Here is a 13,807-nt window from a genome sequence, read left to right as displayed (position 1 = left end):
GCGTAATTATGCAACAAAGCCGTCCAGAGGAATTGACACCTTCAACAGGTGCATCTCGGCCAGGGAAACGGTCAGCTCCGCGCGCGCCGGGCGACTTCGTCGCTGCGCATCCGCCCGAATGCGAGGATCGCCTGGTGATAGTGGCGCAGCGCCGCGCCGCGCCGTCCGCGTGCGCCATCCTCGATCGCGAGCGCGGCCATCATCTCGGCGGTGCGCGTCATCGGATCCTGCGCGATCCGCGCCAGATCGCTATCGAACGGCGCGAAAGCGACCGGCTCGCCCTGCCAGTCGACGAGCTGCGCGCGCGCCGCATCGTGCGATTGGCCGTGGGCGTGGATCGCGAGATCGACGAGCGCGCGCCCGATCCGAAACAGGCGCCAGTGGAGCTGGCCGAGTGCGGCGCGCGGATCGTGCGCATAGCTGCCGCCTGCCGCGACCGCCTGTTCGATCGCGATGCTCCAGGCTTCTGGAAAACACGGGGCATATTCAAGCCGGAGCGGATGCGGATCGGCGAGCGCCTCGACCGGCAATTGGATCATGTGACCGGGCAACAATTCGTGCGCGACGACACTCGGCAGGCTCCACCGTGGCCGGTCGTGGACGTGCGAGAGATCGACGACATAGCCGCCTGGATGATCGGCGGTCGGGAGCATACGCACGCCCACCCGGCCTGACGCGAGATCGGCCGGGCTCGGTCGGATCGCGGCGACATGGCGGCAATAGGCGGGCACCGCGCCGATCAGCGCGGGCACTTGCGCCGCAAAACGCCCCAGCCAGCGGTTCATATCGGCGACCGCGGCGTCGCGACCCGCGTCCGAATCGGGATAGCGGTCGCGCTCGTCGCGCCACAGGTGCGTGAAGCACGCGCCGCTGTTCGGGCCAGCGATGCCGATCGCGCCGAACAGCCGCGCGGCGCGCGCTTCGCAGCGCGCGCGCTCGCGCTCGAGCCGGTGCGCGACGGCATCGAGCGTGTATCCGTCGCCGACCTTCCGGCGCAGCAGCAGCGTGAGCACGTCGAGATCGCGCGGTGCGCCCGGCTTGGTATGCGGATCGATCCCGCGCGCAACGAGCGCCGCATCAATCACGAGACCGGCACGCGCGGTGATGAGATCGAGCCGTGCGGCGGGCGGCAGCCGCGCAGGATCGAAGCGCTCGAGCCAGCGCACCGCTGCACCGGAATCACGCTCCAAGCGCGCAGCGTCGAGCGCCGCGCGCAGGTTGCCATCGGTGGCATCGACCCGCCAGGGCAGCAGCGCGAGCGCCGCGCCGCCTGCAAGCACTGCGCGCCGCGTCGTCATCGCGCGCGGTCGGCGAGCGCCACGCGGTTGTTCTGGCGCGTGACTTCGGCCGAGCCGGCCACGGGATCGACCTGCACCACGAGGCGGTCCGGATCACGCCCGTTGGGAAGCGTCAGCATGACGGTCGCGGTGCGCGGCAGCAGATCGTTCGGCGCCGCGAGCGGGGCGAGGGGGACGCTGGCGAGCATCGTATCCCCCCAGAGCGAGACGCGCGCTTGGGGTGTCGCTACCGCGCCAAGGCTGTGGACCGTGACGCGCACGCTGCGGCCTTGCACCGTGACGTCGTCGCGGCCGATCCCGAGATCGGGGCGTGTCTCGACCGGGTCCGAGGGGGTGACGAGCGCGAAATCGTAGACCGTCATCGCGCCTGGCGCGAACGTCACCGGCACGCTCGCGCTGCGTTCGAGCGTGATTGCCACCGGGGTGCCCGCTGGCGTCACCGTCTTGCCGTCATCGCTCGTCGTGCCGCGCGCCATCGACCATTGGCCGGCGGTTACGCTCCAGGCGGTCATCGTCGCGGCCTGCGGCGTGGCGCTGGTGTTGTAGCCGAGCACGCGGAAGTGCGTCGGTGTCGCGTTCGGCAGCAGGATCGCGACCTTTTCGGCGGCGCCGGCCTCGGCGAAGCGCCAGCTCACCGTGTTGCCCGGCCAGGTCTGGTTGCGCTTGAGCGCGATCCCGCCGAGCCGCTCGCGCTGGAGGATCTCGTTGGGTTGTTCGACACGATCGCTCCACCAATGGCCTTCGGTGTACATCGCCTGATGCTGCGCCTTGTCGGCGATCGCGTCGGCGTGGAGCGCAGCAAGCGCGCCGACGTCACCGCTCGCCGACCAGGCGGCGTAGCGCGCAAAGGCCTCGTCCCCCTTCGCCGCGCGCGCGCGCAGTCCTGAGCCTTGCGGCAATGCGGTGAAGGCGTTCTCGTTGAATTCGGCGAGGGCGCCGCCGCCGCCTTTGGCCGCGCGGGTTTCGATCGGGCGGAGGTATTTCGCATCGCCGGTGAAGCGCCACGCCGCCCAGGCCGATTGCAACGGCGTCGTCACCCCGCCGCCATCGCCCGCGCGCGTTTCGTCGCTCCGCCAGTTGATCTCATTCGGATAGGACCACAGCCCGTCGGGGGCTTGCGTGCCATGCGCCATCCAGCCGTCGACCGTGCCGGTGACGAGACCGCGCGCCGCGGCGTTGCCGTTGTACAGGCCGAGCAGGATCGGCGCGTGCATCACGGTCCAGCTATACGGCTTCTGCCATTCAAACGCGCCCTCGCGGTACATCGTGCGGCCGCCGTACCAGTTGCTGGCGAAGTGCAGATGGCCGGCGGGGTTCCTGAGGATCACGCCTTGCAGCGCCTTGGCGGTCGCCATCAGCCGCTCGACCGCGATCGGCTCGCCCCAGTTGAGATAGAGCCGCTCGGCGTCGGCGTTGAGGCCTTCTTCGTACGCATGGAGTTCGTCGGTGGTGATATAGCCGAGGCCGTTCACCCGCATGCCGTTCTTGTACGCCGCATCGGCGAGCGCGCGCAGCGACGCGTTGATCTTGTCGGGCTCGACCCCCATCAGCGCGAGCCCGGGCCATTGCTGCGTCAGGTCGGTATCGTCCGAAATGCCGCCGCCGAAATCGCCATAGGGGACCTGGCGATGGTCGATCCACCAGGTGACGAACTGCCGCGTCAGCTTGAGATCCTCGAGCTGGCGGAACGCCCAGAGCGGCACCCCTGCCGGCGCGATGGGTTGCTCGACGGCAGGCATGTTTTCTGGCCGATAATCGATGTCGGCCCAATATTGCCGCGCAAGCACATTGTCGGGATCGACGCGCAGCAGATCGCCGATATCGCCGAACACGCGCGCGTAGAGCGCCTCGCGCTTCGAGGCGGTATGCTCCTCGACGAGGAAGCCCCAATTGTCCTTCACCTGGTTGAGCCGGTCGGCGATATGTTCGGGGAGTGCTGCGGCGCGGTCCTTGAAGACCAGGCGGATCCTTGCGCCGTTGAGCGATGCCGCGTCGAAGCCGGCGTCGCTCGACGCGATGCTGAGGTAGAGGCTGTCGTTCGACAGGATGCGGTCGCGCAGGTCGAGCCACAGCGTGCGGGCCTCGCCGGGGCGGACCGAGACCGACAGGTCGATCATGTCGCGCGCGGGCCAGATCGGATCCTTGACGCGAATGTCGAGCGCGATCGGGCCGCTGCCTTTGAGCGCTGGGAGGTCGAGCGCGATGCCGTCGAGCCCGTCGTGGAGGTTCTGCCAGCCATAATCGAACGCGCGCGCGAGCGGCTTGTCGGGATAGGCGTCGCCGAGGCTCGCCGGGATCAGGATGTGGACGATCGGCAGGCCGGGCGCGCGCAGCTGGGCCGTCGTCCCGGCACCCGCCGCGCCGGCACCGACCGCGGCCTTGATCCCTGCGCTTGGCAGCGCGACGACCGTATTGCGTTCCTCGGGCGCGTATCGCCCGGCGATGAAGCTTTCGAGCGGAGCAAGCGCCGCGATCCGGGTCGAGGCATTCGCATCGACGGTATAGGACAGTTTGAAGCGCCCGGCGGGCTCGGCCCCGGCATGGACGTCATACGCCCACAGCTCCTGGATCGGCTGTTCCTGCATCGTGTTGACGAAGCGCAGCGTGCCGCCCTGCCGCTCGGGCGTGGTGGTGACGCTACGCACGACGCCTTTCGCGCGCGTCGCAAGCGTCGTCGACGCGCCGCCGTCGGACCACAGCAATGATCCATATGCAGCGCCGCGGATCTCGACGCGGTTGAAGCGCTCGCCTTTCGGCACGGTCAGATCGTAGCGCTTGCCGCCTTCGACATAGACGTTCCAGTCGGGCAGCTCGAAATAGTCGTCGCGTCCGGGAAGTTTCGAGCGGTTGTAGACGCCGGGCCAGGTCGTCTCGGCGATGCCGTCGACGCCCTTCCACATCCATTGCTTGAGATCCTTGGCGTCGGCGAACTCGACCTTTCGCACCGTCGTGACAGGTGCCTCGAGCAGCGGCGGCAGCGTCTTGTCCCAGCCGTAACGGTGGAGCCACGCGGATCGGCGCGGCGCGGCCTCGGGCGCTGCTGCGGCGGCAGGCTCGCGCTTATCGGCGAGCGCTGCGACATCCGCGGCGCGCAGCATGTGGTCGTACACTCGGATCTCGTCGAGATCGCTGCCGCGCATGAAATGGTAGCGGCTCTGCACCTGGTGCGGCGACATCACGCGGCCGGCGAGCCCGAACTGGTCGAGCCCCGAATCGAGATCAGCGACCTGATCCTTGCGCGCGACCAGCGTGCCGTCGACGAACAGCTGCACGCCCTTGGTCTCGTCCCACGCGAAGGCGATGTGCTTCCACGCGTCGGCCGCGGGCGTTCGCGGGATCGTCCACGAGACGCGGATGCGCGAGAGATTGGCGTCGGTGACGAAGGCGTCGAAGCCGTGGCCGTTCCAGTCGATCCGCAGGAACGCCATGTCCCAGCTGCTATGATCGGCAAAGCCGGTGCGGAAGATGACGAACGGCGCTTGGCCGAGCGGTTCGCGCGGCCGCCAGAAGAAGCTGAGCGTGCCGCGCTCGGCGCGCATATTGCCGGGCGCCTTCCATGCGACATAGCCGTCGTCGGCCCAGCGCGCCGCACCGCCGATCGCGCCGTCGGGGACGACGGTCACGTTGCTGCGGAAGTTGGGAACGGGATCGCCGACCGCCACATCGGCGGTCAGGCTGGTGTCGGCCGAGGCGCGGAAGAGCAGGCCCCCATTGTCCTTCGGCGCATCCTGCGCCGCAGCAGGTGCCGCGACCGCGATCGCGATCAGGCTCGCCAGTCCGACCTTACAGCGCATCGACGCGGGCCAGGCGCGGCGAGAGCAGGTGGATCACGCCGACCGCGATCAGATAGACGCTGCCGGCGACCGCGAAGATCAGCGTGTAGCTCCCCGTCGTCTGGAGGATGTAGCCGGTGAACTTGGCCATCCCCATTCCGCCGATCGCGCCGACCATCCCGCCGATGCCGACCACCGAGCCGACCGCTTTGCGCGGAAACATGTCCGACGGGATCGTGTAGAGATTGGCCGAGAAGGCCTGGTGCGCGGCGGTCGCCAGCCCGACGATCGCCACTGCCGCCCACAGATTGGCGACATATTGCGCAAAGAAGATCGGCATAACGAGGAAGGCGCACGCCAGCATCACCGTCTTGCGCGCGCGGTTGGCGCTCCAGCCGCGCTTCATCAGCTTGGACGACGACCAGCCGCCCGCGATGCTGCCGAAGTCGGAGATGAGATAGATCACCACCAGCGGCGGGCCGAAGCTCTTGAGATCGAGGTGATAGGCCTTCGACAGAAAGTCGGGCGTCCAGAACAGGAACAGCCACCAGATCGGATCGATCAGGAACTTGCCGAGCGCATAGGCCCAGGTCTCGCGATAGCCGAGGAGGCGCGTCCAGGCGATCTTCTGCGCGGGGTCGGCGGGATCGCTCTCGATATAGGCGAGCTCGGCGGCCGACACGCGCGGCTGTTCGCGCGGGCGACGATAGATCGCGATCCACGCGACAAGCCAGACGAGGCTCGCCACGCCGGTGACGATGAATGCCATCCGCCAGCCGAAGGCGAGCGTTATCGCGGGGACGATCAGCGGGGTGATGACTGCGCCGATATTGGCGCCGGCGTTGAACAGGCCGGTGGCAAAGGCACGTTCGCGTGCCGGAAACCATTCGGACACGGCCTTGATCCCTGACGGGAAATTGCCCGATTCGCCGAGCCCCAGCACCGCGCGCGCAGCGGCGAACTGCAAGGTCGATCCGGCAAAACCGCACAGCGTGTGGCCCGCCGTCCAGATGATGAACGCTAGCGAATAGCCGACGCGCGCGCCGAGCCGGTCGACGATCGACCCGAAGCTGACATAGCCGATCGCATAGGCCGCCTGGAACCAGAAGACGATGTCGGCATAGGCGTTCTCGTCCCAGCCGAATTCGGCCGAGATGTTGGGCTTGAGCAGCCCGATCATCTGCCGGTCGACATAGTTGATCGCGGTCGCCGCAAACAGCAGCCCGCAGATCAGCCAGCGATACCGCCCGCTGGCGCCCGCCACTGCGGCGCTGCCCGTGCTGTCGATCGGAAATTCGGCCGTCGCCATCATCGCTCTCCTGTCGGCGGCCCTATGCTGGGCCTTTTTCCGAAAATCGTCGGGGTGTCGCTATTGCGCGGAAATGCTGCACGCCACCTGCAGGCGGTTATCGAAGATCGCGACGACCTTCGCACCGATCGCGACCGGATGCACCCCGCTGACCGCGCCGGTCGAGATCCATTGTCCTGCGGACAAGGCGATCCCGCGCGTTGCCATCAGCTCGAACAGGAAACGCGCCGCGCCGAACGGGCCGTCGAGCATCGTCGCGGCGGTCGCGACGCCGGTCGTGACGCCGTCGATCCTGAGTTCGACCGGCCAGGCGTTGACGTCGATGTCGCGCCAGTCGGACACATCGGCGCCGATGACGAGCCCGTTATTGTTGCCGAAATCGGAAATGGTGACGCCCGCACCGTGATCGTTGATCCCGCCGAAGGGCGAGCTCGCAATCTCGATGCCGACGCAGACGCGGTCGATCAGCGCTGTCGCCTCGGCGAGCGTATAGTCGCGCTTGGCCGGGTCGGGCGCAGTGCCGATGCGGAGCAGGAACTCGGCCTCGGCGGCGGCGAAGCCACCCGCAAAGACCGGCATCGCGCGCGGGGTGTCGCCCTCGTCGAAGGTCTGGTCGGCGAAGATCGGGCCGGCGAGGCGGTCGGCGCCTTCGAATGGCGGGTTGATCCGCCCGACCTTCCAGCCGGCGATCGGCTTGTCGGTCAGCGCGATCGCGGCGTCCTGCATCGCATAGGCTTCGGCGAGCGCTGCGGGCATCGTGCCGGGATATTCGACCAGCGCTGTGGCGTTACGCCGCGCCGTGACGAATTCGCTGGCGATCCGCGTGATATTCGTTTGACCGGTTTCGGACGTCACGTGCCGCAATCCCCCCTCGTGCCGTTCGATCGGCTTGTCGCGACTGGGTATGGGAAACCGGTGTCATTGACAAGAGGGGGTGCGACGGATCGCGTCTCGCCCGTCGCTCAATCGGGCGAAAGCATCGCCCAATCGCCGTCGAACGCAGCCTGTGCGGCGCTGGCGATCGCCGCGACGGCGGCAGGATCGGCGGCCAATGCGCCCGAAAAGCCGAGCTTTGCGGCGATCAGCCGATCGAGCACGGTGGCAGCGTCACCCTCCGCGGCGGCCGTGGCGAGCGCGGCAGCCGCCGGGTCGAGGATCGGCACGCCGGCGCGCGCGCGCTGCATCAGGAAGGCGACCCAACAGCCAAGCGCGCCGACGACGTGCTGCGGCATGTCGCCGCGTGAACGGTGCGCCGCGAGCGTATCGCCGAGCCGATAGGGAATCTTCTGGCTGCCATCGCCGGCGATCTGGTCGAGCCGGTGGACGATCACCGGGTTGCGAAAGCGCGCGAGCACGGCTTCGCGATAGGCGTCATGGTCGAGCCCGGCGACCGGCTGCAGCGTCGGGATGATATCGTCGCGGATCATCGCGTCGACGAAGCCGGCAAGCGCGGCATCGCCCATCGCCTCGGACACGCTGGCGTGACCGCGCAGCAGCCCGGCATAAGCGAGCGTCGAATGCGACCCGTTGAGCACGCGCAATTTGGCCTGTTCATAGCCCGCGACATTGTCGGTCAGGGTCGCGCCGGCGCGTGCGAGCGCGGCGCAGACCGGGGAGCCGACATCCTCGATCACCCATTGCGCGAACGCCTCGCGCTGGACCGCGGCGCGGTCCTCGACGCCGAGCGCGGCGGCGACGGTTTCGTACAAAGCGGCGTCGCTGGCGGGGGTGATCGAATCGACCATCGTCCCGGGGACGAGCACCTGCGCCTCGATCCAGGCGGCAAGCGCGGCGTCGGTCGCGGCCGCGAACGCCACCAGCGCGGCCTTCACCTTGGCGCCGTTATTGGCGAGATTGTCGCATGGCATCATCACGAAGGGCGGAATGCCCGCCGTCCGCCGCGCGGCGAGCCCGCCGACGATCCAGCCGATCACGCTCCGCGGGACCGCTGGCGCGGCAAGATCATGCACGACGTCGGGATGCGCGAGGTCGAGGCTGCCATCGGCGGCAAGGCAATAGCCCTTTTCGGTCACCGTCGTCGTGACCAGCTTGACGCCGGCGTCGGCGAGCAACGCCTGCGTCTCACCGGCGTCATCGGGGCCGAGGAAGCGGCTATGCGCGCCGATCACGCGGAAGCCGGGCGCAGCGTCGCGGATCGCGAGCGTGTAGAGCCCCTGCTGCGCCGCCAGCGCCTCGATCGTGCCGGCGCTGCGCAGCGAGACCGCCGCGATTCCCCAGCTCGGGTCCTGCTCGAGCAGCGTGTCGACATAGGCCGCCTGGTGCGCGCGGTGGAACGCGCCCGGGCCGAAATGGACGATCCCGGTCGCGGGAGGTGCCGTGCGCGCAGGGCGGGCGATCGCGGCGGGGAGCGCGTCGAGCGCGGCATACTCAAGTCGGTTCACAGCGTGACACCCCGTTTCCAGATTGCGATCTCGCGCTCGCCATTGCGTTCGGCCGCAGTCGCGGCCCCCGAGGCGATCGCGCATAGCGTCGTGGCGAGCGCTTCGGCAACCGGTGCGAAGCCGTGGTCGAGCACCGCGCCGGCGTCGAAGTCGATCCAGCCGGGCTTGCGCGTTGCCAGGTCGCTGTTCGACGCAATCTTGAGCGTCGGCACGGGGAAGCCGAGCGGCGTGCCGCGGCCGGTCGTGAACAGGATCGCAGTCGCGCCTGCAGCAGCGAGCGCGGTGCACGAGACGGCATCGTTGCCCGGTGCCTCGAGCACCGTCAGCCCGGTCCCCGTAACGCGCCCGCCATAGGCCAATACTTGCGACACCGCTGCACGACCGGCCTTCTGTACCGCGCCGAGCGATTTTTCCTCGAGCGTGGTGATTCCGCCGGCGACATTGCCCGGCGAGGGATTCTCCGAAACGGGCTCATTATGGTCGAGGAAATAGCGTTTGAAGCCGTTGACCATCGTGACGATGCCATCGAACACGGTTTCGTCGGTCGCGCGGTCCATCAGCAGCCGTTCGGCGCCGAACATTTCGGGGATTTCGGTCAGCACGACGCTGCCGCCCGCCGCAGCGACGCGCTCGCTGATCCGCCCGACGAGCGGGTTGGCGGTCAGCCCCGACAGCCCGTCCGACCCGCCGCACTTCACGCCAAGCACAAGCCGGTCGAGCCCGACCGTGCTGCGCTCGGCGCGCGCGAGCGCGACCAGTTCGGCAACCTTGGCGACGCCTTCGTCGATCTCGTCGCCGGCCAGCTGCGTCACCAGCGTGCGGACCATCGGTCGTCGCGCCGCCGGGATTTCCTCGAGCAGCGCCGCGATCTGGTTCGATTCGCAGCCGAGCCCGACGATCAGCACGCCACCGGCGTTGGGATGGCAGGCAAGCGCGGCAAGGATGCTGCGCGTCCCGTCGAGATCGTCGCCAAGCTGCGAACAGCCGAACGGATGCGTGAAGGCGTGGACGCCATCGATCGCGCCGTCGTCGGTCTCCTGCGCCAGTGCCGCATCGGCGGGCGCAGCGATTCGCGTTGCGGTGCGCGCGACGCAGCCGACGGTCGGCAGCACCCAGATCTCGTTGCGCGTCGCGACTCGGCCGTCGGCGCGGACATAGCCCTGAAAGGTCGCGTGGTCGGGGTCGGCCGGTTGCGGGGCTACCGCGCCGGGCGTGAAGCGATAGTCGAGCGTCCCGTCGAGCGCGGTCGCAAGATTGTGCGAATGGACATGCGCGCCGACCGCGATGGCGGCGGTGGCGGTGCCGATCGGGAAGCCGAACTTGATCACTGGCGCACCCTTGGCGATCGGCAGGATCGCGACCTTGTGGCCGCTCGGCGTGTCGGCCAGTGCCGTCACCTGCTGCGCTCCGAACGTCAGGATTTCGCCGGCGCGCGCCGGCTCGACGAGTGTCGCGACGGTATCGTCGGGATGGATCAGAAGCGCTTTGGGCACGGCAAAGGTCTTTCGGTAACCGGTATCAGCGCTTTGCCCCAGCGGTCGAGCGGTTGGCAAGGCTTGTCGGCGCTTTGGTCAGGCCACTAGCCAAGCCACCCCCGCCGCGGTTATGCCATGGCCGATGAAGAGCAGCGGACAACCGACGATCAACGATGTCGCGCGGATCGCGGGCGTTTCGAAGAAGACCGTCAGCCGGGTGATCAACCGCTCGCCGCTGCTCAACGACGATACGCGCCGTCGCGTCGAGGACGTCATCGCCGAACTCGCCTACATTCCCAACCCGCAGGCACGTGCGCTGGCGCTGCGGCGCAATTTCCTGATCGGGCTCGTCCACGACAATCCCAACGCGCAGATGGTGATGAACGTCCAGCAGGGGATTCTCGAAGCGCTGCACGGCACCGAGTTCGAGCTGGTCGTCCGCCCGGTGGATCGCGGCTCGCCGACGATGCTGGTCGATCTGCGGCATTTCCTCGAGCGCCAGCGGTTGTTCGGGCTCGTGCTGCTGCCGCCGATCAGCGAGAATGACACGATCGCTAAGCTGTGCGCCGAGATCGGCTGTCGCTATGTCCGGATGGGGTCGGCGCGGCTAGACGATGACGATCACATGGTCGCGTCGAACGATTGCGAGGCGGTGCGCGGCGCGACCGAATATCTGATCGCGCAGGGGCATCGCCGGATCGGGCTGATCGCCGGGCCGCACGGCTTCCGCTCGGCGCGCGAGCGGCGATTGGGCTTTGAGCAGGCGCTCGCCGATGCCGGGATCGCCTTGCCGCGCAGCATGATCGCCGATGGCACGTACACCTTCGAATCGGGGCTGACCGCCGCCGAGCGCTTGCTCGACCTCATGCCGCGCCCGACCGCGATCTTCGCGTGCAATGACGAGATGGCGGCGGGTGTGATGCACGCCGCGCGGCAACGCGGGCTCGATATCCCGAAGGATCTGTCGATCGTCGGGTTCGACGATACGCCCGTTGCCGCGCATGTCTGGCCGCCGCTGACGACGGTGCGCTGGCCGATCGCCTCGATGGCGCGCTCCGCCGCACTGAAACTGACCGCGGGGCTCGACGGCGAGGATATCGTCGAGGAGCCTTCCCTCTTCCTGTCGACCCTGATCCGCCGCGCTTCGGTGGCGGCGCCGAGCCATTAGCGAATTTGCGTCGCGATCTTGCGACAGACCCTGACACCGGTTACCAAGCCTGCATAAAAATGCGGGGAGGGAGAAGATGATGACACGACCACTCGACCTGAATCCCGATCGGCTCTTCCCGAGCGACCCCGCGACCCGCGCGATCGCACGCACGCTGTATGCCGAAATCGCCGACCTGCCGATCGTCAGCCCGCACGGCCATACCGATGCCGGCTGGTTCGCCGATGACGCCGCGTGGAGCGATGCGACCGCGCTGCTGCTCGCGCCCGATCATTACATCTTCCGCATGCTCTACAGCCAGGGCGTCGACCTCGACGCGCTCGCGATCCCGAGCCGTGCGGGCGTCCCTGCGACCGATCCGCGCGAAGCGTGGCGGCTGTTCGCGCAGAACGTCCACCTCTTCCGCGGCACGCCGTCGCGCCTCTGGCTCGACCATGTCTTTGCCGAGGTGTTCGGCTTCGAGGTCGCGCTCGATGCGACCACCGCCGACCTCTATTATGACACGATCGCCGAAAAGCTCGCCAGCCCGGCGTTCCGGCCGCGGGCGCTGTTCGATCGCTTCAAGATCGATTTTCTCGCGACCACTGAAGGCCCGCAGGACGATCTCGGCGCGCATCACCGCATCCGCGCTTCGGGCTGGGGTGGGCGCGTCGTCACGACGTATCGGCCCGATGGCGTGATCGATGTCGAGCATGAGCAGTTCGGCCGCGCGATGACGCGCTTCGCCGAGCTGACCGGCGAGGACGTGTACAGCTGGAGCGGCTATCTCGCCGCGCACCGCAAACGCCGCGCCGACTTCCGCGCAGCGGGCGCGACCGCGACCGATCACGGCCACCCGACCGCCGCCACCGCTAACCTCACGCCGCACGAGGCCGAGGCGCTGTTCGCCAAAATCGTCGGCGGCAGCTGGACGCCGGCCGATGCGGAGCTGTTCCGCGCGCAGATGCTGACCGAGATGGCGGCGATGTCGGTCGAGGACGGAATGGTGATGCAGCTCCATCCCGGCAGTTTCCGCAACCACAATGCCGGCCTGTTCGCAAGCCATGGCCGTGACAAGGGCGCCGACATTCCGATGCGCACCGATTACGTCAATGCGCTCAAGCCGCTGCTCGATCGCTTCGGCACCTCGACCGAGCTGTCGATCATCCTCTTCACGCTCGACGAAAGCGTCTACGCGCGCGAACTGGCACCGCTTGCCGGGCATTATCCGTGCCTCAAGCTCGGGCCCTCGTGGTGGTTCCACGACAGCCCCGAGGGGATGCGTCGCTTCCGCGAGATGACGACCGAGACCGCGGGCTTCTATAACACCGTCGGCTTCAACGACGATACGCGCGCTTTCCTGTCGATCCCGGCGCGGCACGACGTCGCGCGGCGGATCGATTGCGGATTTCTGGCGCAAATCGTCGCCGAGCATCGCCTCGAGGATTGGGAAGCCGCCGAGCTCGCGCACGAGCTCACCAGCGGGCTCGTGCGCCGCGCCTATCGTATCGACCAACCCGAAGCTGCCGCCAAGGCGGCCTGACCCCGGAGAGCCCCATGTTCGACCGTACCTATTACGCCACGCATCCCGACATGATGGAATGCGTCTCGAATGACGAATTGCGCGATCGCTATCTGATCCAGGACCTGTTCCGCGCGGGCGAATGCGTGCTCAATTACACGCATGCCGATCGTTTCGTGATCGGCGGCGTCGCGGTTGCGGGCGGTGCGGTCAAGCTGCCCGACCAGACCGAGCCCGCCTCGGCGGCGGGGCATCCCTTCCTCGAACGGCGCGAGCTCGCGGTCGTCAATGTCGGCAGCGCCCAAGGCACCGTGACGGTCGATGGCGAGACGTTCGAGCTTGGCAACAAGGACTGCCTGTACGTCACGATGGGCGCGAAGGACGTGCAATTTTCGGGCGAGGGCGCGCGTTTCTATCTGGCGTCGTGCCCGGCGCACAAGGCGTTCACCACTCGCATGATCTCGGTCGCCGACGCGACCGCGCTCGAGCGCGGGACGCTCGCCGAATCGAACGAGCGGACGATCTATCAGATGGTCATCCCCGGCATCTGCGACAGCGCGCAGCTGGTGATGGGCCTGACCGTGCTCAAGCCGGGCTCGGTATGGAACACGATGCCGCCGCACATTCACGAGCGCCGCAGCGAGATCTATTTCTACTTCGAGCTCGACGATCTCGAGAAGGACCGCGTGTTCCACTACATGGGCGAGGGTGAAGCGACGCGCCACATCGTCATGGCGAACGAGGAAGCGGTGATCTCGCCGCCCTGGTCGATCCATATGGGGTCGGGCACCAAGGCCTATGCCTTCATCTGGGCGATGGCGGGCGAGAACCAGGATTATACCGACATGAGCGTGCTGGATATCTGCCAGCTGGCGTAGCGC

The 13,807-nt window shown here is 67.9% G+C and carries 9 protein-coding genes; 3 read left to right on the top strand and 6 right to left on the bottom strand.

Annotation, left to right across the window (positions count from 1 at the left end; all coding sequences use genetic code 11):
• Positions 1 to 71 precede the first annotated feature (71 nt).
• The 6 genes from ACVWYO_RS08880 to ACVWYO_RS08855 form a co-directional block, all read right to left on the bottom strand.
• Positions 72 to 1,298: a DUF885 family protein gene (locus tag ACVWYO_RS08880; protein ID WP_457349999.1), complete on the bottom strand. Its 1,227-nt coding sequence runs from the start codon at positions 1,296 to 1,298 to the stop codon at positions 72 to 74.
• Positions 1,295 to 5,092 carry a LamG-like jellyroll fold domain-containing protein gene (locus tag ACVWYO_RS08875; protein ID WP_457349997.1) on the bottom strand — a complete coding sequence of 1,266 codons (3,798 nt, stop codon included), beginning with the start codon at positions 5,090 to 5,092 and terminating at the stop codon, positions 1,295 to 1,297. The genes ACVWYO_RS08880 and ACVWYO_RS08875 overlap by 4 nt, the downstream gene beginning before the upstream one ends.
• Positions 5,082 to 6,380, bottom strand: coding sequence for an MFS transporter (locus ACVWYO_RS08870; protein WP_457349995.1), 1,299 nt, complete (start codon positions 6,378 to 6,380; stop codon positions 5,082 to 5,084). The genes ACVWYO_RS08875 and ACVWYO_RS08870 overlap by 11 nt, the downstream gene beginning before the upstream one ends.
• A 60-nt stretch (positions 6,381 to 6,440) precedes the next feature.
• On the bottom strand, positions 6,441 to 7,235 hold the full coding sequence (locus ACVWYO_RS08865; protein ID WP_457349993.1) for a 2-keto-4-pentenoate hydratase: 795 nt from the start codon (positions 7,233 to 7,235) through the stop codon (positions 6,441 to 6,443).
• Between the two features lie 107 nt (positions 7,236 to 7,342).
• Complete coding sequence (locus tag ACVWYO_RS08860; RefSeq protein ID WP_457349991.1) at positions 7,343 to 8,782, bottom strand: mannitol dehydrogenase family protein; 1,440 nt, start codon at positions 8,780 to 8,782, stop codon at positions 7,343 to 7,345.
• Entirely contained in the window at positions 8,779 to 10,275 is a 1,497-nt protein-coding gene (locus tag ACVWYO_RS08855; RefSeq protein ID WP_457349989.1) for a UxaA family hydrolase, read from the bottom strand. Before ACVWYO_RS08855 ends, ACVWYO_RS08860 begins: the two co-directional genes overlap by 4 nt.
• A 124-nt stretch (positions 10,276 to 10,399) precedes the next feature.
• On the opposite strand from ACVWYO_RS08855, the gene ACVWYO_RS08850 reads away from it, so the two are divergent.
• The 3 genes from ACVWYO_RS08850 to kduI all read left to right on the top strand — a co-directional run bounded on the left by ACVWYO_RS08850 (position 10,400) and on the right by kduI (position 13,804).
• Positions 10,400 to 11,425, top strand: coding sequence for a LacI family DNA-binding transcriptional regulator (locus tag ACVWYO_RS08850; RefSeq protein ID WP_457349987.1), 1,026 nt, complete (start codon positions 10,400 to 10,402; stop codon positions 11,423 to 11,425).
• A gap of 79 nt (positions 11,426 to 11,504) precedes the next feature.
• The gene (gene uxaC, locus ACVWYO_RS08845; RefSeq protein WP_457354922.1) at positions 11,505 to 12,947 is read left to right on the top strand and encodes a glucuronate isomerase; all 1,443 of its coding nucleotides are present in this window, start codon (positions 11,505 to 11,507) and stop codon (positions 12,945 to 12,947) included.
• A gap of 14 nt (positions 12,948 to 12,961) precedes the next feature.
• Positions 12,962 to 13,804, top strand: coding sequence for a 5-dehydro-4-deoxy-D-glucuronate isomerase (gene kduI, locus ACVWYO_RS08840; protein ID WP_457349985.1), 843 nt, complete (start codon positions 12,962 to 12,964; stop codon positions 13,802 to 13,804).
• Positions 13,805 to 13,807 lie beyond the last annotated feature (3 nt).

The organism is Sphingomonas sp. UYP23 (genome assembly GCF_054059235.1).
This window is presented reverse-complemented; position numbering and strand designations above follow the sequence as displayed.

Coding starts and splice junctions, on each gene's coding strand:
- ACVWYO_RS08880 (WP_457349999.1), bottom strand. CDS start 1,298: ATGACGACGCGGCGCGCAGTGCTTGCAGGCGGCGCGGCGCTCGCGCTG.
- ACVWYO_RS08875 (WP_457349997.1), bottom strand. CDS start 5,092: ATGCGCTGTAAGGTCGGACTGGCGAGCCTGATCGCGATCGCGGTCGCG.
- ACVWYO_RS08870 (WP_457349995.1), bottom strand. CDS start 6,380: ATGGCGACGGCCGAATTTCCGATCGACAGCACGGGCAGCGCCGCAGTG.
- ACVWYO_RS08850 (WP_457349987.1), top strand. CDS start 10,400: ATGAAGAGCAGCGGACAACCGACGATCAACGATGTCGCGCGGATCGCG.
- uxaC (WP_457354922.1), top strand. CDS start 11,505: ATGACACGACCACTCGACCTGAATCCCGATCGGCTCTTCCCGAGCGAC.
- kduI (WP_457349985.1), top strand. CDS start 12,962: ATGTTCGACCGTACCTATTACGCCACGCATCCCGACATGATGGAATGC.